Origin of the sequence: Paenibacillus sp. P36, from assembly GCF_045866505.1 — a bacterium.
GTDB lineage: Bacteria > Bacillota > Bacilli > Paenibacillales > NBRC-103111 > Paenibacillus_E > Paenibacillus_E chondroitinus.
Window position 1 is genome coordinate 7716819 of sequence record NZ_AP038372.1, and the last position, 21612, is coordinate 7738430.

Consider the following 21612-nt stretch of genomic DNA (forward strand, 5'->3'; position numbering starts at 1 on the left):
TGAATCTAGCAAGTTTTATGACTGCCATACTCCTATACTATGTATCTTTAGCACTATTTGCTTAGGTTACCTGTAGTAAATTGTAGAAAATACAAAAAAACCTCTAATATATCGAGAGAATCTCTCTCGCATACTAGAGGAAAGAGCTATTTCCTGTCAGAAATCGACAAAGAAAATAGAACTTTTTGAATATAAAATCCGCCGTGACAGGTTATCTTCAATCCCTGCTTGCCGGTTCCCTCAACCAACTCTTCAGCTTAACGATCTCTGTGCCCGCCAGCATCATAATGCCTACCCCGTGGTTATCGTTCGTAACGGTAAGCAGATCCTTTTTGTAATAATCCGCTGTAAAAGCGTACCGCGAGCCGCTGCAAACACCGTGCACGTTACCCTGCGCGTCAATGGCATACCGCGTTAAGCCATCCCAGGCTTTAAGCCCAGCCTGGATGTACCGCTGCGGCTCGGCAAGCCAGCCAAAGCGGACGCCTCTGGCAAACGAATACGCAAACATCGCCGTACAAGAAGCCTCTTGATACGCATCAGGATCATTCAACACCTGATGCCATAGTCCGCTTGCTGCCTGCAGCTCGGCATAGCCTGCGCACAGCTCGTTAAAAAAGCGGACAAGCTCAGCGCGAAGCGCATGATCTGCCGGCAAAGCCTCCAGCACCTCGGTCAGGGAGAATAAGGTCCATCCGTTGCCGCGCCCCCACGGAATCCTTGTCGGCATCCCGTATTTGAAGTCAAATACGTGGGACATGATGCGCTGCTCCGGCATAAATAAGTAGTTCCGGAATAACAGGAACTGCTTCGCCGCCTCATCCAGCGCTTCACGATTTCCCGTTACCGCCGCATAGCGGCACAGGAACGGCGTGCTCATATAGAGGTCGTCCGCCCACATGGTATTCTCCGAATACTCATCCTGACACACCCGATAAAAGGCTCCGTCTTCTTTCCTCTCCAGCTGCTGAAGCATGAAGTCGGCAATCCTGTGGGCAATCGGCAGGTAACTCGCATGCTGATCTTCTTTATACGATTCCAACATGGCCGATCCGAAGGATCCGCAGTTGTCGAGCATTTTCATCATCACCAGTTGCTGATTGATGGCCGGGAACCCGTACTGCTCGCGGTCCCATAGCGAGTACTCGAACATATCCGTACAGCTCTGGACATGCTCCAGCGCATACGAGAGAATATCCGGCCGTTCCAGCAAACGGCCGGTTTGCAGCAGCCCGTAGATGGTCACCCCGAGCGGATAGTCCCAGCGGGCAAAGTTGGTCACATTGCCAACGGTCCATTTATTGCTCAGCATGGCGTTCTCATAATAGGGACGAATCCACGTCTCCGGGCGGTCCAAGCGCCAATAATTGCCTGCAAAAACGCGCTTCGTCGTAGCGATTTCATTCTCGTTCAGTTCCACATTGGCATCAAAAGGACCCAAATAGAGCCAAACCTCATCCGAGCCATGCACGTCCACTGGCGCATGGAACGGTACCTGATCTCCGCCTGCATAACCCTGCACGGTGAAGCCCCACGAGAGCGAAGCCGGTTCGCACTCGCTGCGGATTACTATATCGTGCTTGCCGAAGGCCAGCGGCACTTCCACTTCGAAACTGCCCGCCGTCTGAACCGCAGCTACTGGGTGACCGTTCACCGAAACCGTCAACGGCCCGGTTGTGGTCCCTTTTAACACATAAGGAGCCTTGCCCATGCCGGTAGCGTTCAGCTGGGTCCATGCATAAGCTCGCTTGCCTGGCTGAAGGCCGAATAAGCGCTCGCAAACCTGTAGAGCCAGCTCCTCTTCACGCCAGTCGGATTCCGGGAGCCAATTGACGCCCTGCTCTTTCTCGGAAGAGAACGCTGCCGGCAGCGGACTCTCCTCGAACAGGTCAGCGTCGATTGGAGCGGAATATACCCATCCCGCTTGCGCCATTCTTTCAGCAAAAGGAGAACGCACATTCAAAATTCTTACTTTGGCTTCATCCGAGCCGAATAAACACCCGAATCCCGCCGCCGTCACTTTCGCTTTTATGAACAGACGATTCCAGCCTTTGACGAAATTGAGGTTCAGCTTAACAGTCGCATCCGGCTTCAGCTCATCTATAACGTTGGAACGGTAGGATAGCTCATCATTAAAGTAAAACTGAATCGGACCCAAACAACGCATCAACACGTCCAGATTCCGGTCACTATCACTCCATACAAGCGAGTAAGCATAAGAAATTTGCCCCTGCTTTGCCTCTGGGAATCTGTGACGAAGATTGAGATCAAATAAGCCCTCGTCATTTTGCAGAATACCTGCTCGATTGAACGCCCGAAAGGCAAACGGCACAGGCGGATTGGCTCCGATATAGCGATCAGCAAGCACTTTCAGCGTGCGTTTTTCGTCCTTACCTAAGCGGGACTGGATGCTCTCTTGTTCATTGAAATAGGTGGTCATCTCTCCACAATCCTTTCTACAGCAGTCGTACCGTGAAGGTTCGGTCAAACGGCGTTACCAAGTTCACATGGACATATTGGCAGCCTGCCGGGTGCTGGTCTTCACGAAGGATAGGCAATACGTGTTCGAAAGCTCCTGAAGTTATTTCAATGCTGTCTTCCTCCACCCGATAGGTCATAGACCCGCTTTTGAGGAAATATTTCCCGTCGCCTGCATCCTGCAGATCTTCTCCCTCTACGGCTCCTTCATTACCCAGAATAAAGGTTAGCTGCGTAAAGACGTCTTCCCGCTCATCGGAATGTATGCGCACCGTCCAGTCGGACGAATTTTGTTTAATTTCCACCTGCAGCTCATGGGTTTGCAAATGCGTCATCGGCCGGTGCTGATGCGGCAGCAAATACCACGGACTTACCGGCCCTTTCGCCGAAAGGGGAAGGTGCTGCTGTGGAACAGGTCCATTGTAGCCTTTTTCCATAACGACACCTAGCCGATAGACGCCGTCTTGGGCGGTTAGCTGATCAAATTTAACGATACCCGGAGAAAAGGATGTGGACAGCTTAATGCCCAGCAGCCTGACTTTCCCATGACGAAGCGAGAAAAAGGATGGCGTTTGCGGCATAATCGTTATGCTCTTATCCTTCTCGCGAATGCGCACCACCGGCGCTCCGAATGCCAGATGCATGGAACTGTGCTGAATTTTCAGATGATGGCCGACAGCATCGATTAAGCCCAGGTGCTCATTCATAGGATGATGCTGATTCAGCATACAAGCATATTGATCGGGAAGTTCGGCGCGTTCCAAGTCACGAATGGTTTCTTCTACTTCCGGGTAAAGCAGCACATGCAGCAGAGCGTTATTGTTTACACCGTCAGGACGCTTGACGAAACCAGCGGCATAATCGCACATGGCGGCGAAGAGCGGGTCCTTGTCATGTGCAGCCATTAAGCGATAAATCGTATAATAGGTAGCCATATCATAGGTTTGGCCAAAATCCTGCCGGCCCGAATAGTCGGTTACCACTTCACCTGACGGATGGATGAGGTAGACCATCATCCGCAGATTCCGGCGCACGCTGTCCAACAATTCGGGACGATGCAAGACGCGAGCCGTATGATACAGCGCAACATTGCTGACGGCATTATAAATGCCGTTGCTCCGCTCCGTCCATTCGCCATCTGCCGTAATGTCCAGGCCTTCTGCGAGCCATTCATCCGCTCGTGCGAGGAGCTCGGGCCTTTGGAAAATATCATACAACTGGGCTAAGGCAGCCGTAAGCACCCATCGATGATTCGGCGTATGGCAGCCGCCCGTCAGCATGGCCGGTATCGTCCGTTCAAGAAATAGCTTTAGTTTGGCCGCTATTGGCTGTAGGACAAACCACTCATGACCCGCGAGCAGCTGATAAATCTGCGCTACGCCGCCAATTACGAAGCCGGTGTCAGGCGGGGAGTTGTAATTGGTTGACCCCAGCGAAATCGTCCCGTCCGGATGCTGCCTGTTCAGCATGAACGCTGCTGCTAGCTCCAAGGAAGCTGCTAGTGTCTCGCTATGGTAGAATCTGGAGTCCGGATTCACCAAGGCCGCTGCCCAGGCAGCTATATAAACAGGCGTACTATGATGACTGGCGCGCGCAATGCCCGTCTCATCAATAATTCCGCCGTAATACTTGGATGCTGGATCAAGCACTTGGCTTTTAAGCGCAGATGCTGCCAGTTCGTCGTTATTTTCCACCAACCGCTTATATATGAAGTCCATGTGTCTCACCTATTGCCCTTTCCCGGCCGCTATTTTACTTGTGATCAGTCTGTGGCTCTCCTCGATCTCATCTGGTTGACATACAGCCTTCAACTCGTACACTTTAACCTTGGCAATGTCGATAGCCTCAAGGAAATGGTCAAAGAAATGCAGATCTTTGCTATGTACATAAGGGCACCAATGGTCGGAAAGCCCGAGTGTTTCATGAATATGAACACCGTAAATATACGGCTTAACTTCCTCCAGCTCTTTCAAGTTGTCGTACAAACCCATTCGATCCATCATCATGGCGTGACCGATATCGTACCAAAGACGAACGGGACTTCCCCCCAAATTTTCACAAATCGTCTTGGCTTCCATCAGCGTCGGCATCTGATACGATCTCGAGCGGGTTTCAATGCCAATCGCGATATCCCAGCCTTTTTTCGCTGCATAATCACTCACTTCGTCCAAGCTATCCTGAATCCGTTTCGTATACCGAGGACTGAGCCTCTCGCGCCTTTCCAGCATATTCTGCCACAGCCCTTGATACTCCGCCGACGCCCTTCCATGCTCCTGGTAAAACTTCTTCAAATCCAGATCAATATTATACTCAAAAGGGACTTCGCCAGGATGTACGACTACGGCTTTCGCTCCATAGCGGTTAGCATATTCCATGGATCGAATGAGCAGCTCAACAGAGCGTTTACGCTTCTCTTCGTCATCAAAGCCCAGCATCACGGAATCGGTATCATAATCCTTATCGTCGATGAACGGAAATACATTGTGCACACTCGAAACGCCTATTTCCCCTTTTTCAATCATCGGTTCAATGGTTTTCATCATCTCTTCAGTCACATTGTAATTCAGTTCTACATATCGAAAGCCAAGCCCCTTAATTTCCTCCACCATGTCCCGGCCGACGGTATGTTTCTTAATATTCCAGCACGTTGAAAATGAATATTCCCCTTTGTCGATCATCTACTTGCCTCCTTCTATTATGACAAAGACCAGATCACCCTTCATCTATATGCAGGGGATGAACTGGCCTTTCTGCGGAAATGCCGCCTTATTCGGTAAGATCTCGCAAATAAATAGCTGTGCCCGTCTGTGCCGATTGCGTCGATGCTTCCATTAAACGTGTTAAATCAAGCGCTAATTGAATGTTCTCTGAAGCTGTTGTTTGGTTCTGTATATGTGACACCCACTGTTCGAATGGAGTCGGCAGACTCGCCGGAAGTTCCTGCGCCGCTTGCCATTCTGCTGCTGCCTCACCTGATAACTTGGAGCTGCGGATATAGACCCGATCATCGGTGCGAGAATACTTCATGCTTCCCTCGGTCCCTTGCACCTCAATATCGAATTGCGAGTAGCTATTCACAAATCCCGCTTCAACAATCCCCAGTGCTCCGCTTGGATAACGCAAAGTAGCTACTGCACTATCCTCTACCTCGCGCCCCGTGATGTAGCCGAAGCTGGCGCTGACGCTTTCCGGCAAACCCAGAAATAAGCGGGTTAAGTACATCGGATGGCAGCCAAGGTCCATCAAGGCTCCTCCTCCGCACGACTCCAGATCAAAGAAATACGAAGGCAGCGAGCCATTCGGATTACTCTTTGTTGGGAGTGCGCCGTTATGAGCAAGCCGGATACGCACCGTCGATATCGTGCCAAGATGGCCTTTATGAATAGCCTTCATGATGCTTTGCGTGAACCCGGTGTACAGCCGCGGCAAAGAGACGGTGAACTTCACCCCAGCAGCTTCAACCGCCGCTAGTATTTCTTTGCATTCCTTTGTTGTAGTGGCAACAACCTTTTCTGTAAAAACATGCTTACCCGCACGAGCCGCGGCGATAATTACATCGCGGTGCGCCGTTGTGGGTGTATCCACAATAACCGCATCGATCTCAGGATTGATCAAAAGCTCCTCAAGATTCTCATAAAACCTGACGCTGAACTCACCGGCTTTCTCTCTGCCACGCCGCGCATCTTCATCCCAAACAGCCACGATTTCGGTGTCGGGATGCTGACTTGCCATACGTGCGTAGTCTTTGGCATGAACATGCCAAAAGCTCAACATCGCAACTCTAATCATCGTTTGAGACTCCTTTTCCGATCTTTTTTCGATCATTTAGTCAAAATATACGGCTTTTCCAGTTCGATTCGATTCATATATCGCTTCAAGGATTTCCGATACGATGCAGGACTGCTCTGGCGTTACGATCGGCTCTTTATCATGCATAATGGCATCAATCCATAGACGAATTTCCTTATCCTGCATGCTTTCTTTCTTGCCTTCGTAGAAGTCTGCGCCCTTGGCCTCAAACTGCAATTGGTTCACATATAGACGGCTATGGTTCTCGCCATTAATGCGCAACCCGTCCTGCATATCCGCTCCCCCTTCGGTACCGCAAAGCGTACACTTCGCTTCCTTGGTATCGAGCGTATTGAGCGCCCAACTGGCCTCCACCATAATGGCCGCCCCATTTTTCATGACAATCATAGCGAATGCCGAATCCTCAACCTTGAATTTATTCGGGTCCCACGGTCCCCATGCATTAGCGGCGTTCTCTTTGCGTGACAATTTATGATAAGCAGTGCCCAGCACCACTTTAGGTTCGTAGTTATTCATCAACCAAAGGGTTAAATCAAGAGCATGCGTACCGATATCGATCAGCGGCCCTCCACCTTGTTTATCTTCATCCAGGAAAACACCCCAAGTAGGGACGCCGCGTCTGCGAACGGCATGAGCTTTCGCGAAATAAATCTCGCCCAAATCTCCGTTTTCAACGACCCGTTTCAAATACTGACTGTCTGCGCGGAAACGATTGTTGTAGCCAATCGTTAATTTTTTGCCTGTCCGTTTGGCAGTTTCCACCATACGGCGGGCATCCGCAGCTGTTTTCGCCATCGGCTTTTCACACATGACATGCTTGCCTGCTTCCAAAGCAGCAATCGAGATTTCCGCATGCGTATCATTCGGCGTACAAATATGTACAACATCAATCGCAGGATCTGCCAATAATTCGCGGTAATCGTCGTATACTTTAGCACCGGGAGCGCCAAATTTCGCTGCTGCTTGGTGTGCGCTTGCCGGAAAGATGTCGAAAAAACCGATGATCTCCGCTTCCGCAACCTTGCTCAAGCTAGGCAAATGTTTCCCCGTTGCGATACCGCCACAACCGATAATAGCTACTTTAACTTTGTTCATTATAATTTCCCCCATGATGCAAGATGCTGGATACCAATGAGGGGCCTGAACGCGCAGGCAACTTCATCGGTATCCAGCCCTTCTTCAAGAATGACTTACTTAACTGTCTCCATCTGTTGTTTCGCGATAATCATCGCATCCTTAGCCAGGAATGCTGTATCTTTATTCTCTTGGTACCATTTGTTCATGAAATCCTCGAGCTGTTGACCGCCTGCTTTCGCCCAAGCCGCTTGTGAGTCTTTGATTGCTTGCTCCGGCGTGTACTTAGCACCGCTAAGAATGGCCTTCACGAATATGTCGCCTTTTTCTTTCAAAATCGTGGTGTTAATGACTTGCAGATCTGCGCTGTACACCGGCATGTGGTCGCCTAAAGCAATTCCCGGATATTCTCTTTGCGGATCAAAATAGAGCTTCTGCACTTCTTTATACATATCCATTCCTGCTTTTTGCGCTGGTACTTCAGCATTGAAACCATTCAGTACATACGTACATTTATCAACGCCCGATGAGAAGAACATGGTATAGTCGTACGCATAGCTGACTTCGTTCTTGGACTTTGCAGGATCTATCGCTTGCGGACAACCATTGGGAGCTTTCTTCCAGTGTGTGCCTTCGTCTCCATTGACAATTTTATTAGCGGTTTCCGGCTTCATAATAAAGTCAAGATAGCGGCCAACGGCTTCCGGATCTTTCGCTTTAGCGTTCACAACGGTTGTCATTTGAACAGGGTTATCAATGGCGCCAGTAAATGTCCCAAGCGGTGACTTCGGATAACCTAATGGAGCTACTTCCGCCCCAGGCGCGTTTTTCTGCAGTGTCGTAAGATCGTTCATAATAAAGTCATACCAGCCGCCTGTAAACTTCACATAAATGCCGATCTTCCCATTCAAAAAGTCCTGTTTCGCCTTGGCGCCATCTTTATCGTTGATATAGTCTTTGTCGATCAGGCCTTCATCGTAGAGCTGCTTCTTGAAGGTGAGAGAAGCAAGCTCTTTGTCCCACGCACGGACAACTTTGCCATCCTTCAGATCCCAAGCCAGCAGCGAGCTCGAGGAGCTCTCGCCAAACATCTCATTGATGGCTTGCTCGGAATACGTGCTCATATTCAGGCCGTATGTATCTTTTTTACCATTCCCATCAGGGTCTTGGTCAGCGAATGCCTTAGCCACTTTCAATAACTCATCCGTTGTCGTCGGCATCGCCAGATTCAATTTCTTCAACCAATCGGTTCGAATGAGCAATATATGGGCAGGAACCGCCTCTTTGACTTTTCCAATTTCGTAGAGCTTGCCATCCGGCTTCGTCCCTGCCTTTTTCAATTGCGGATATTGCGTCAGCAGCTTCTGGTATTCAGGCATATATTGCAAAATGTTATCAATAGGAAGCAGTTGTTTCTGATCGTACAAACTTCCTCGAAACGGTGTGTTGTACTCGTTAACGATATCCGGAGCGGAACCCGACGCAAACAGAACGTTCAATTTCTTGGTTGAATCACTACGGAGGATAGGAACATACTTCACGTTGGCAGGTCCGTTTTGATTGATCCATTTGCTCCAGCGATTCTCTTCATACGATCCTTCGGATGCAGGTACCGCACCCCGATCGTACATGGATACCGTCACATCACCACGCTTAGCCGGCTTCTCTTCACCCGGTTTGCTGCTTGTCGTCGCTGCTGTCCCTTCTTTTTTGTCACTGCTGCAGCCAACCAACGTTGCACCAAGCGCGACAACCCCTACGGTGATTCCAAGCCACAGTTTCAAGTTTTTCATGCGCATTTTCCCCCTGCAAAATTTTATAGTGAAGTTTTGTTAAACGGGAACACCAACGTTTTTTTACCCCTTTACGGATCCAAGCATGACGCCTTTGACAAAATACTTCTGCAAGAAAGGATAAATCACCAGCATAGGCACAACCATCACAACAACGCCCACGGCTTTCACCATCTCTGTAGCAACCGCTGCTTGCTCCTCCGTATTCAGGGAAGGAGAGTTCAACAGATCGTTTTTTTGCAGCATGGCTTGCACAACGACCGTTAAATTCATCATATCGCTTTTATTGATATACATTAGAACACTCATGAACGCGTTCCAATAGTTAATGCCATAAAATAACGCCAGAGTCGCCAACATCGGCAAGGATAAGGGTAAAATGACTCGAATGAGCAGTGCGGTGTCACTGCATCCGTCAATGCGCGCAGCTTCCTGTACTTCATAAGGAATATTCTCAAAATAGCTTTTCATCAGCAGCATATTGTATGTACTAATGAATCCTGTCAGCCATAAAGACCAGTAGGAATCGATAAGATGCATGTTTTTTACAACAAGATAAGTTGGAATTAAACCACCGGCGAATAACATCGTAAACACCATGCCGAGAACCAGATAGCGACGAGCGAACAAATAGGATCTGGACAACGGATAAGCCGCTAAAATAGTGCCCAATAAACTTAATACCACGCCGACCACGGTGATGAATATGCTATTTTTGAAAGCGTTAAATGCCGGGCTTGCGAGGAAGAAAATTTTATATGCTGTGAACTGCAGTCCTACCGGCCAAAAGAAGACATGGCCTGAATCTACAGATGACCGATCGCTAAGCGATAACGCTATGATATGAATAAACGGCAGGATGCAAGTTAAGGCAATGAGTGCAAGCAGCACGTAATTGACCGTATAGAAAATCTTTTCTCCTCTTGTTGCTTTCACTACATGTCCTCCTCTCTAGAACAGGGCTTGATCAAATTTTTTGGCAATCCGGTTAGCGATCAACACGAGACTGCAGCTAATAACCGATTCGAATAGTCCCATGGCCGTCGTTAAGCTGAATTGCGAGCTGCCTAGTCCTATTTTATAAATGTAAGTACTGATAACCTCCGACACGTCTGCAACGGCAGCGTTCTGTAAGTTATAGACTTGATCAAATCCAACTTCCATAATTTTACCCATCGCTAATATCAGCAATAAAATAATGGTGTGCCGAATGCCGGGAAGCGTTACATGCCACATCTGACGCCACTTGGTAGCTCCATCCATACAGGCCGATTCATAAAGCGACGGATCAATGGTCGTTAGAGCAGCCAGGTAGATGATCGTGCTGAAACCCATTTCCTTCCAAATGCCAGATCCGATAAAAATGCTTATCCATGAATGCGATTCATATAAAAAAGTAATTGGCTCCAGATCGAACAGCTTGAGCACCTTATTGATGGAACCATAATCGGTTGCAAATAACGATAATACGATACCTGACACAATGACCCAAGAGAAGAAGTGCGGTAAGTAAATGATCGTTTGCACCCATTTTTTGAACCACGACTTCCGGACCTCATTGAGCAAAACAGCGAGGAAAATAGGAACCGGGAATCCGAGCACCAAGCTTAGAAAGCTCAGCCAAAATGTGTTCCAAATGATTTGGAGCGTATTGGAGCTGGAAAACAACAATTTAAAATTCTTTAGTCCCACCCAAGGGCTATTCCAGATGCCATCTGCAAAGTTATAGGTTTTGAAAGCGATAACAAGTCCGCCCATAGGCCAATATTTGAATATCACATAATAAGCGATAACTGGAATCAGCATGATGAACAAAGGAATATTTTGTTTCAATCGCCTGCTCCGCTTTAAAGAAGCTGTCTTGTGCAGGTTCACTGATGATGAAGTGACAGGGGGTTCTCCGATTCGACTGCTCATGCTTGCTCACTCCCTAATTCGTTGGTATGCATCCTATCATACTCGGGTTCGTGTATCAAAACCCTTAAAAAATTATAGAAGATTCTATAAATTCATTTGGTCATGTTTGAAAGCGATTTTTATATAGCAGAAATATTGTATAATGACCTCAGCAACGTTATGGCTTGCAAACTATAAGCAAATTGGGGAATCTGAGATGCAAATCTGGCGACAACTACTCATAGGCATCAACCGCAGCTTTCGAATTCGACTCATTATTAGCCTGTCCGCCATCATTTTACTTGCCTTCGGGATTACCGGTTATTTGACTTATCAGTATAATCTGAAATTATTCGAAGAGGAGATCAGCAAGCAGTTTTCCCGTACGAATGAAGAGGCTTTGGCCAAAATTGAGATGAAGGTTCAGGAAATTGTGCGCGTATCCCAGACCGTAGTATTCAATCCGCAAATTGAAATGCTCATCAAACGTATCAATTCCCAAGAGGATGCCGATGCCTTTAATCTGTACTATGATAAAAAGCAAATCGAAGAGCAGATTTTCCAAATCAAATCAGACGCGCCTTATATTACAGGGATGTATCTGTATGACTTAAACGGCAATCCTTCTTATTTCAGCTATACGACTTCTGCGATCAAAAACTTGGATGAACCAACCTTTCAAACGATCCAATCCAAACTAAACGATACCTATGGGAATCTCGCCTGGATGAGTATGCCTCTGCCCAGCTCCATTGAACCGAGTGGCTTCAGGCAAACCATAATTATCGCCAGGCTGATGAAAAATAGCGCTCTGCAAACCTATGGTGTTCTCGTCATGGCTGTGGATGAATCCTTTTTTGCCGGGATATTGAAGGAGTTAATCAAGGACGGGACAGGCGAAGTCTATTTGTACAACGAAAACAAGGAATTGCTCTATAGCAATTCCACGCTTGAAACAGCGGAGAAAGCCCAGATGCTGCAGGATATGAGCGAAACCCGGGTGATGAACAATCATCTCTATGTACAGGGGATATCCAAAGCAACATCCTTTAAGCTTGTCAGCTCAACATCCCTTTCCGACATTCAAGTTAAAAATAAAATTTTATCCAAACGTATTGCGTATACCGGTTTCATCAGTATTTTGTTAACGAGTATTCTCATCGTCATCTCGACAGGCAAACTCTTGAGGCCGATCAAGGATCTGCTGCTTGGGCTTCGCAAAGTACGTTCCGGTGACTTCAGCGCCCGCATTGAAATCCGTACCAAAGATGAACTCGCCTATATGGGCGAGAGCTTCAATGCCATGGCTGAGCAGGTCGGCAGGTTGATTACAGAAGTCTATCTCACCCAGCTAAGCGAAAGGGAAGCAGAGCTCAAAGCGCTGCAGGTTCAGCTTAACCCTCATTTTCTGCACAATATGTTCAACGAAATTTATTGGAAGCTTTATTTGCAAAATGAAAAGGACACCGCTGCCTTAATCGCCACCATTTCGGAAATGCTCAAGTACTCCCTGATGCCCGTCCGGACACTGACAACCGTGCAGGAGGAATTTCAGCAAATTCGCAATTATGTGAAGCTGCAAACCGAATTGTTCGAACCGGATTTGGAAACGATTATCCAAGCGGATGAGCAAGTGCTGGACAACGAGATGATGCGTTTCCTTCTCCAGCCTCTCGTAGAAAATGTATTCGTACATGCCTTTCGGAATAAGGTGTCACATAAAATCTTGGTTATTCGAGCTCGTCAGCATCTTGACCATTTGGAAATAGAAGTGACCGATAACGGCTGCGGCATGGATGAATCCGCGATCGCTATCCTGCTGGGGCCGAAGGGGACTTCTCTGCCTCAGCGCTCGGATGGACGGGAACACCTTGGCGTTCGCAGTGTTGTTAGACGGCTGGAGCTCGTTCACGGGCAGCCTTACCGGCTCGAAGTGGAGAGCGTTGTGAATAGCGGAACGACGATGCGCCTCATCCTGCCTAATCACCCAACTAAAAAGGAGCTGAGCCAGCATGCTGAAGGGTAACGTGGTCATCGTGGAAGATCAGCCCAACTTCCGTAGGGGCTTGATCAAAATGTTCGAAGAAGGGCAAGTTGGCTGGAACGTTGTCGGGGAGGCCAGCAATGGGCAAGACGCGCTGGCCTTGGTAGATCGGGTCAAGCCTGATCTCGTGCTTACGGACATTCGCATGCCTGTCATGGATGGGATTGAATTTGTAGGGCACCTAAGGAAGCATTATCCGGACCTGCTGGTTATCATCCTTACAGGCTACAAAAATTTTGAGTACGCCCAGGCAGCCGTCAGACTCGGAGCCCTCGATCTGCTTATCAAGCCTTGCACGGAACAAGATGTCATGCAGGTCATGAATAAGGCTTCCGAGCGGTACTACGAGAAATACGCGCAGCAGCAGCATCTTCTCGCCCAGCGCAAATTGCAGCAGGATCAAGAGCTGCGTGCAGCTTTATTAGATCTGCCTTCGTCTTACGAAGCCATGAAAAACATGGATGAGGTTCTTCTGACGAAGGAGCTGTGGCTGCTTCAGCTGAACAGCGAAGACTTGGCCCTCAAAAACTATGGCAAAGCCGACCTGAGCCTCATCCAATTCGCCTTCTCCAATATCGTCGAGGAGCTGTTGAAGGGCGCCGGCCTTCCCGCCAGGCTCCTCTTGGTCGAACATGATCGTTTCGTCGTGGTCGCCGACCAGCCTGGACCGGACGAAAGCTTCATCCAAGCTGTGCAGGATGCTTCCTTCGAGTACTTGAACATTCGTGTGAACGTTCAAGCTATGGGTGCAGCTCCCCCTTATAAGCAGTTGGCTGAATTCTATGACCAGTTCAAGAGCGGTGAGACCCCTTCGGATTCTGACGGCGAACGAATGGATAAAGAAGCGGGTACAGGCTCAGGCATGACGCTTTCCTTAAATCAGGCGAAAGTCAATGAGTTGGAAATGAAGCTAATGTCCGCAATTCTGATCGCACAGGAAAACGCGCTGCAGCAGCTTCTTAATCAGCTGCTTGCCGATTTGTCCCATCAGCCGCCTGAAGATATGAAAATTCAGGCGCTCACGCTCTCGATTGCTTTGCTGGGAACCATTCAGAAACAGTTTGATCCCGACGGTCGTGAAGCGACAGCAAGAATACCGACCGATATGCCGCAAGCCCATTGGACGGTGGAGGAAGTCCTTCGCTGGGCAGACACACAGGTGAACAACTTCCTGCTTCTGTTCAATAACTGGCAAGCGTCCAAGAGTGACAATGTCATTGAGAAAGCTACAAAGTACATCGAGGAGCACTACAACGAGGAGTGCCGCCTAACGGATGTAGCCGCTCATCTTCACCTCAACTCCAGCTATTTTAGCGTGCTGTTTAAGAAAGCAACCGGGGAAAGCTTCACCCGCTTTGTGACCCGTCTGCGCATGGATAAAGCAGCTCTGCTGCTGCGAAACACGGATATGAAAATATTCGAAATCGCATGTGCCATTGGATTCGACGAGCCAAACTATTTTACCAACGTATTTAAGCAGCAATTTCAAATGTCTCCCAAGGAGTATCGGAATCATCGGTAACAGGGGTGTCGTTAAATCGACATCCTTCTCTCCAACACTTAAAAAACGCTAAAAAAAATCATCAAAAATTAACGAAATTCGTGACATAAACCGACATATATTGAATCCAACTTCGTTTATAATCTAACAATATGAAGATTGCCAATTCTATACAAGAGTCGGGAGTGTTATCCGTTGGTCATCAAGATAATCAAACATATAGGTATCCCCTTTATTTGTTGCTTGACCATGGTATCATCCATAGCAATGGGGAATGCACCAAATACCACTGCAGTCATCCTATTAGGCTGCGCTTTTTACCTCAGCATCGCCCTCGAGCGAAAGCTCCCTTTTTTACCCAACATTCAGTTCATCTTCCTCGCCCTGTTTCATTGGTCCAGTCATCTGAATTGGTGCTTGCTGCTGTATTATATGTTGATCGGCTTTTCTATACAAAATGGGCAGAAGTATACCTACACCATGCAGAAAGCGCTCATGTACATCGGTTTATATACGTGCATACGCTTATCCTATGTGCCTTTTACCACTTACAATCTCTTAGTTTCGATCTACGATATTGCAAGCGCCGTTATGTTCGTGCTGCTTGTCCAATATGTGATTAAATCCGAGTCGGAGAAGAAACGTTTACGCGAAGAAAAGGATTATCTCACGACACATGACCCGCTGACAGGGCTATTGAATTATGAAGGTTACGTAACCACCGTTGAAAACTTAATGGTTAAGCGCTTCAGCTTTGTTTTAGTTTTGTTGGACTTTCAGGACTTCAAATCGGTCAATTACGAGAATATCCATAACGGTAATGAAACCTTGAATCAGATTGCGCTGTTGCTGGGCAGCATTTTCTATGATTCCTATGCGATATCCCGTTACGCGGGAGACCGGTTTGCCATTATTTTACCTGCAAAAGAGAACCTTATTTCTAATATTAGCGAATCCTTGAATTCCAATATATTAGGCTTTCAAGTGACTTACAGCTTTGCCGAGCACCCTCTGGAGGCTGCAACGAAGGAAGAACTCATCTCTTTGGCCGAGGAGCGTTTGTTCAAGAGTAAACGGGAAATATGGCTCAAACGAGAGGAGCATTTATTCCGCTCCGAGAAAATGAAGATGATCGGCGAATTGGCGGCGGGGATGGCGCATGAAATTCGAAACCCGCTTACAACGATCAAAGGCTTCATGCAAATCGCGACCAAAAGCCAATATAATATTCAACCATGGCATGAATTAATTATGAGCGAGATTCGAAGAATGAATGAGCTGACGGCGGAATTCCTGCAATTTTCCAAACCGCATATCAGCAACATGAAGCCGGAGTCCATCACGGAGTGCCTGGATCGGGTTCTATCCTTAGCGGAATCGGATGCGCTTTATCGCGGACACACCATCATTTTCGAGGATACGAAAGAGGCTCTTTATATCTTCATCGATCGGGATAAAATTGTACAAGTCCTGCTGAATCTAATCCAAAATGCATTCGAAGCGATGAAGCATCCCGGCGATGTTCACGTGCGCATAAAACAGGAAAATGAACTCGCGATCATTGAAATCGAAGATTCCGGCGAAGGCATGTCCGAAAGTGAAATGGAGCAAATCTTCAATCCTTTCTATACTACCAAAGAAAACGGGACAGGTCTGGGTCTCTCCATTTGCCAAAAGATCGCCGTTGACCACGGCGGCTCGCTGGAAGTAAAAAGCGCCATTGGCCTGGGCTCCATCTTCAGCTTTAAACTGCCGACGGTTGAAGTTTAGCCGCGGCTCCATTCTTCCACACAAAAAAGCAGATCGGGAAGTTCCCCGACCTGCTTTTTATTTTATGAAGGCTGCCCAACAGCCTCAATTTCAATTGAAATTTTGACCTCGTCGCCAATCAAGACTCCGCCAGTTTCCAACGCAGCATTATAGGTTAGGCCGAAATCAGCACGTTTAATGCTTCCCACCGCACTGAAACCAGCTTTCTCATTCCCCCAAGGATCTTTGCCGGTACCTTCAAATGTTACTTCGAACGTCTCAGGCCTCGTAACGCCGCGTATTGTCAAATCGCCGGTTAACGCGTATTCTCCATCTCCGGTTTTTGTAACTTGAGTGGATTGGAATGTCATCGTAGGGTGCTTCTCGCTATCAAAGAAATCGGCTGAACGCAGATGTGCGTCTCGATCCGTATTGCGAGTATCAATACTTCCTATATCCACCTGAAAGTGAATATCGGCCGACGAGAGATCCGTCGCATCCGCTTCAATCTGTGCTTCGAACGAGTGGAATGTGCCTTTAACCTTAGCAATCATCATGTGCCTGACGGAGAAGTCAATACTGCTGTGACTTGCATCTACTGCCCATTTTGACTTGGCCATAAAAGTTACGCCTCCTAAGTAATAACTTATTAAAAATAATTTACTAACTATTACTCATTCCATTTTATCGTAACTCGGCGGCCTATCTTTTGTCAAACAATTTCTGGAAGAAACACGTTGTTTAATTCCTTTTACCGTCATACATTAATGTATCGGCAGTAGTCCAAAAAAATCCCCTTTGTAGGAGGAAACAGGAATGGCGGCAGAATCGAATAAACCTGTGTATTATGATGGAAGCGGTATCATTCAATTGCCACCCGGGAAGAGCGTTCCGACGGACATCACGATTAAACCTGCCAATGTGAACAGTGCGCCCATCCCAATTCCGTATTTTCCTTATTTGCGCTAGAAAACACATTAAGACCGCCAAGGCCCCGAGCCCTGACGGTCTTCTTTCCTATGCCATATGGTTCAAGACAGCTTGCATATAACGCGCCTCAAACTCCTCTGCCTTTAAAGGAGCTGCAAACAAATAACCTTGCACCTGATGGCAGCCATGACTTTTTAAATAAGCAAACTGTTCCTCGGTTTCTACCCCTTCGGCTATCACTTCCAGCTTAAGGCTGCGGCCCATGGCGATAATTGCGTCAATAAGCGAATTGTCCGAATCAGGACCGGAAATGCGTTGAACGAAGGATTTATCAATTTTAAGGGAATTGATCGGGAATTTCTGCAAATAACTGATCGACGAATACCCTGTGCCAAAGTCATCCACAGCCAGTCTTACCCCCATCCGGTTCAGGGCTCGGAGCTTCTCCAGCATGCTGCTGCGATTAATTTCGATGCTTTCCGTCATTTCGAGTTCCAACCATTTAGGGTCCAATTGATACGTTTGCAAAATATCCTGAATCGATGGAATAAACTGCTCATTGTGCAGCTGCACCGCCGATATGTTGACTGCCATCGAGACGGCATTTAATCCTGCATCCTGCCATTTCTTCATTTGCGCCGCAGCCGTATGGAGTACCCAGTGGCCGATTTCGATGATTTGACGGGATTCTTCGGCCACCGGAATGAACATCTCTGGTGAAACGCATCCTAACTGCTCGTTATTCCATCGAAGAAGTGCCTCCATCCCCACCAATTCACACGTACGCGCATCAAACTTAGGCTGATAAACTAAGGTTAGTTCATCATTATCAATCGCATGACGCAAGTATTGTTCAATCGCAACTCGGTAAGAAAACTTGGTTTTCATATTTTTACGGAAAAATCGGTAATTGTTTCTCCCCTGCTCTTTCGCCGCATACATCGCCTGGTCCGCATTTTTCAGCAATATTTCTGAGGATTGTCCATCTTGTGGATACAACGAAATCCCCATATTCGTAGAAACATCAAATTCTCTTCCATCTACTTGTAAAGGTATTTCCAATCTTTTCATGATGTCTAATGCTTGGTGCTCAGCCATTTCCCTGTCTCCATGCGGCAATAAGATGACAAATTCATCCCCGCTAAGTCTTGAGGCCGTGCCGTGCTCCGGAAGGTTACTCGATATCAACGCAGAGAACTGCTTCAGCACATGATCGCCAACAAGATGGCCAAAGGAGTCATTGATCCATTTAAACCGGTAAATATCCAAAAACAATACTGCCACAGTCTCCTGATTTTTACCGGCGTGATTTAGGGTATCTTCAATAAGCTGATTGAACTGGTTGCGATTAGGCAGACCCGTCAGATGATCGAAGTAAGCTAACTTCTGAATGAGCTCCTCCGACTTTCGGATTTCCGTCAAATCGCGCAGATAAGCCGTATAAACGAGTTTGCCTGCATAAAAGAGATTCGTGATCACGATTTCAGCCGGAAACTTCGCGTGATTGGACCGGTAGGCCATAATTTCAAAGCGTTTACCAATGATGGAGTCAACCTTTTGCGTTAACTGTTTATACAAGTCTGAAGCATCCTGTCCGTCTTGATCGAATAGAAACAAAAGGTCGAAAATGGTTAAGTGAAGCGCCTCTTTGCGTGTATAACCAAAAATCTCTTCAGCAGCTGGATTGAATTCAATGATTCGACCCTGCGCTTTGAACATCAGAATGCCGTCAATCGCTGACTCTAATATGGAAGCTTTCAGCGCAATTTGTTCAGCTAACCGTCTGTCGGACGATAGGGAGCTAATAAAGCTAAACGCGAAAATCAGAATGGCTCCGAACGCAACATACATGGCGACCACGAAAAAGTCCATACTCACACCATTTTCACTTGTATGATGCGAAGTATCCTGCATGGTCATCACGGCAGCGGCCATACCCGTATAGTGCATGCCCGTGATCGCTATCCCCATGATCAAAGCGCTGATGGCAATTTTTTGGCTCCGTTTTAAAAATAGGTAGAGAGCCGTTATTGAGGCCAGAATAGCAATAATAATGGATAAAATAAACGTTACGGGGAGATAACGAATCGTTATATGCTGCAGGGCAGACATCCCGATATAATGCATGCCGCTAATGGCAAATCCCATCGTCGTTCCGCCAATGATGAGCTTCGTCTTAGTGAAGTTCTTCTGGAACGCGACAAAAAGCCCGACGAGCGCGCCACTGACCGCTACGATAATGGAAATGCTGACGATGGAGAGGTCATAAGTCACTCCTGCCGGCAATACACAAGCCAGCATGGCGATAAAATGCATGGACCAGATGCCTACCCCCATGACAATGGCACTGCAAATCATCCAGCTTTTCTGATACCACCCCTCCGAGGACGATACTTTACGCGCCAAATTAAGGGCTGTAAAAGAGGCAAGCAAGGCGATGGTGAATGACAAGAGAACTAGGACGAAATTATAACTTTCTGTTATCGGGTGATGCATATGTGATCCTCATTTCTTCATTACTGTTGGAAGTTACTGGAGAGAAAAGGTAAGCTTAGTCTTCCTCATGATGTCATTGAGTGTATGGCTATGTTCTTCCAGTTTGTCGGCTAAATCTGACGCTTTATTAATCAGTAAGTCCTGTTGATCCGTTCGTTTGCTGACTGATTTCACATTGTCGGTTAGTTGGCTGGATAATAATGAAATTTCCTCCATAGTAGCACTGAATTGCTGTGTACTTGCCGACATCTGTTGCGATGTACCGCTGATCGTGCGCATTTGCGTAGCTACAGAATGGATGGATCCCAGGATGCGTCCAAAAGCTTGTCCCGCAGAAACAACGGCCTCATTTCCTTGAGCAAAGGTACCAATGACTTGATCCATCGCATGCATGGAGGATTGATTGTTCATTTGTATATCTTCAATCAGCTCTGCAATTTGTTTAGCGGACTCGCTCGTTTGCTCGGCTAATTTGCGGACTTCTGTTGACACAACCGTAAACCCTTTCCCATGCTCACCTGCACGCGCTGCTTCGATAGCAGCATTAAGAGCTAGCAAATTCGTACGTGAAGCAACATCGGTTATCAAATTGACGATTTGATTAATCTCTTGCGATCGTTCTCCAAGTAATTTCACTTTCTCGGCGGTTGTATGAATGGCGTGATTCATGGATTGCATCTGCTGAACAGCCAGCTGAATGGATTGATTTCCCTTTTCAGCTTCATGGGCCGCTTGACTGGATAGCTCTGACGCACTGGCGGAATTCTCAGCAATATGGCAAATATCCGTGAGCATTTCGCCTATTGCCTTCCGGCTAACTTCTACGCTGTTTTCTTGATCGTTGGCAGCCTGCTCCACCTGATGCATCGTTTGAACAACTTCCATCGTCAAGCGATTGAGTTCATTGGACTGAGCGCTCAGACCGCTGGAGTTCAGTTGTACCTCTTGAGAAGTATGGGCGAGACTCTCAATAATTGACCTTACGGTTTGCTGCAGCTTTTGATTTTGTTCCTTCTCGAAGCGCTGCGTTGCATGCCGGTTGGAGATGATTTGATACAGCACTGCGCCGATGAACAGGATGACGAAAATCAAATGTATCGCCACCATTGTAAACGCATACACTTCGGAACCGTAGACCAGTTCAGGAAAAAAGAAGAACCCGAGCAGATGCTGGGCGGCAAAAAGAACCGTACTGCTGAGCAGCAAGGTAATATTGTTATAGTACATCAAGATAGCTAACACCATGAAGATGGAAAAATGATACTCCACCATGCCATTGCCCCCGGCAATAATCGACATCGAGCACAACGTTAACGACAACATATGAACAAACGGGATCCAAGGATGTTCAGCTTGGAGGCGGGACAGCACGGCTCCGATGATAACAAGCCCAATCGGTGTCCAGAAAAACATTTGATTTAAAAAACCGTGTGAGAACGCTGAATGCATGACTACGTGTTCCATGAGCGAGTGATGAGCAATGTGGTTTAGTGCATGGACCAACAAACTTAGGACGAGTGTCCCGATGACAATTAGTTGCATAACACGGTTTTTCTCTTTCAAGCAAATTGCCTCCTTGGATGATGTTTTGACGAACAAAAAAGACCACCCCGAATAAAGGATGATCTTGATCCTTCCTACCCGGTAACCTGTCAACCATATCATACAAAAATGTATGTGTTAGGCCATGGCTTTGCGTCTCATTGTTTCCAATGATTTGCCTTTATCAATTAGTCAGTCATTCGTACATGCTGTTTGTCTTAAATCTGATACTTATTATAGAGCGATAAATTTTAATATGTACATAGCAATAAATGTTGTATCGTGTCGAAACAGATTAA

The 21612-nt window shown here is 47.2% G+C and carries 15 protein-coding genes and 1 riboswitch; of the genes, 4 read left to right on the forward strand and 11 right to left on the reverse strand.

All coding sequences use genetic code 11. From position 1 onward, the window contains the following. Positions 1 to 217: 217 nt before the first annotated feature. The 8 genes from ACKTT9_RS33930 to ACKTT9_RS33965 all read right to left on the reverse strand — a co-directional run bounded on the left by ACKTT9_RS33930 (position 218) and on the right by ACKTT9_RS33965 (position 10961). Positions 218 to 2440: a glycoside hydrolase family 105 protein gene (locus ACKTT9_RS33930; RefSeq protein ID WP_407869460.1), complete on the reverse strand. Its 2223-nt coding sequence runs from the start codon at positions 2438 to 2440 to the stop codon at positions 218 to 220. Between the two features lie 16 nt (positions 2441 to 2456). Continuing rightward, complete coding sequence (locus tag ACKTT9_RS33935) at positions 2457 to 4196, reverse strand: hypothetical protein (protein WP_407869461.1); 1740 nt, start codon at positions 4194 to 4196, stop codon at positions 2457 to 2459. A gap of 9 nt (positions 4197 to 4205) precedes the next feature. Next, positions 4206 to 5156: a sugar phosphate isomerase/epimerase family protein gene (locus ACKTT9_RS33940; protein WP_407869462.1), complete on the reverse strand. Its 951-nt coding sequence runs from the start codon at positions 5154 to 5156 to the stop codon at positions 4206 to 4208. Positions 5157 to 5244: 88 nt separating this feature from the next. Further along, entirely contained in the window at positions 5245 to 6267 is a 1023-nt protein-coding gene (locus ACKTT9_RS33945; RefSeq protein WP_407869463.1) for a Gfo/Idh/MocA family protein, read from the reverse strand. 36 nt (positions 6268 to 6303) lie between these two features. Further along, positions 6304 to 7383 (reverse strand): Gfo/Idh/MocA family protein, encoded by a 1080-nt coding sequence (locus ACKTT9_RS33950; protein ID WP_407869464.1) that lies wholly within the window; start codon positions 7381 to 7383, stop codon positions 6304 to 6306. A gap of 95 nt (positions 7384 to 7478) precedes the next feature. After that, positions 7479 to 9155: a hypothetical protein gene (locus ACKTT9_RS33955; protein ID WP_407869465.1), complete on the reverse strand. Its 1677-nt coding sequence runs from the start codon at positions 9153 to 9155 to the stop codon at positions 7479 to 7481. A 63-nt stretch (positions 9156 to 9218) separates the two neighbouring features. Beyond that, on the reverse strand, positions 9219 to 10091 hold the full coding sequence (locus ACKTT9_RS33960; RefSeq protein ID WP_407869466.1) for a carbohydrate ABC transporter permease: 873 nt from the start codon (positions 10089 to 10091) through the stop codon (positions 9219 to 9221). A gap of 15 nt (positions 10092 to 10106) precedes the next feature. Further along, the gene (locus ACKTT9_RS33965; RefSeq protein ID WP_407873171.1) at positions 10107 to 10961 is read right to left on the reverse strand and encodes an ABC transporter permease; all 855 of its coding nucleotides are present in this window, start codon (positions 10959 to 10961) and stop codon (positions 10107 to 10109) included. 307 nt (positions 10962 to 11268) lie between these two features. Between ACKTT9_RS33965 and ACKTT9_RS33970 the strand changes: the two genes are divergently transcribed. The 3 genes from ACKTT9_RS33970 to ACKTT9_RS33980 all read left to right on the forward strand — a co-directional run bounded on the left by ACKTT9_RS33970 (position 11269) and on the right by ACKTT9_RS33980 (position 16366). Then, a complete protein-coding gene (locus tag ACKTT9_RS33970; protein ID WP_407869467.1) occupies positions 11269 to 13077 on the forward strand; it encodes a sensor histidine kinase in 1809 nt (602 codons plus the stop codon). Then, on the forward strand, positions 13064 to 14617 hold the full coding sequence (locus ACKTT9_RS33975) for a response regulator (protein WP_407869468.1): 1554 nt from the start codon (positions 13064 to 13066) through the stop codon (positions 14615 to 14617). The genes ACKTT9_RS33970 and ACKTT9_RS33975 overlap by 14 nt, the downstream gene beginning before the upstream one ends. 228 nt (positions 14618 to 14845) lie before the next feature. Then, positions 14846 to 16366, forward strand: coding sequence for an ATP-binding protein (locus ACKTT9_RS33980; RefSeq protein ID WP_407869469.1), 1521 nt, complete (start codon positions 14846 to 14848; stop codon positions 16364 to 16366). 62 nt (positions 16367 to 16428) lie between these two features. Here the strand turns inward: ACKTT9_RS33980 and ACKTT9_RS33985 are convergent, their stop codons facing one another. Further along, positions 16429 to 16965: a YceI family protein gene (locus ACKTT9_RS33985; protein ID WP_407869470.1), complete on the reverse strand. Its 537-nt coding sequence runs from the start codon at positions 16963 to 16965 to the stop codon at positions 16429 to 16431. A gap of 196 nt (positions 16966 to 17161) precedes the next feature. Between ACKTT9_RS33985 and ACKTT9_RS33990 the strand changes: the two genes are divergently transcribed. Next, positions 17162 to 17314 carry a hypothetical protein gene (locus ACKTT9_RS33990; RefSeq protein WP_407869471.1) on the forward strand — a complete coding sequence of 51 codons (153 nt, stop codon included), beginning with the start codon at positions 17162 to 17164 and terminating at the stop codon, positions 17312 to 17314. Positions 17315 to 17362: 48 nt separating this feature from the next. On the opposite strand, the gene ACKTT9_RS33995 is transcribed toward ACKTT9_RS33990, so the two are convergent. Both ACKTT9_RS33995 and ACKTT9_RS34000 read right to left on the reverse strand, forming a co-directional pair. Next, positions 17363 to 19771: an EAL domain-containing protein gene (locus tag ACKTT9_RS33995; protein WP_407869472.1), complete on the reverse strand. Its 2409-nt coding sequence runs from the start codon at positions 19769 to 19771 to the stop codon at positions 17363 to 17365. Positions 19772 to 19804: 33 nt separating this feature from the next. After that, positions 19805 to 21334: a methyl-accepting chemotaxis protein gene (locus ACKTT9_RS34000; protein WP_407869473.1), complete on the reverse strand. Its 1530-nt coding sequence runs from the start codon at positions 21332 to 21334 to the stop codon at positions 19805 to 19807. A gap of 77 nt (positions 21335 to 21411) precedes the next feature. Next, a riboswitch (cyclic di-GMP riboswitch) is annotated at positions 21412 to 21503 on the reverse strand. Positions 21504 to 21612: the final 109 nt, after the last annotated feature.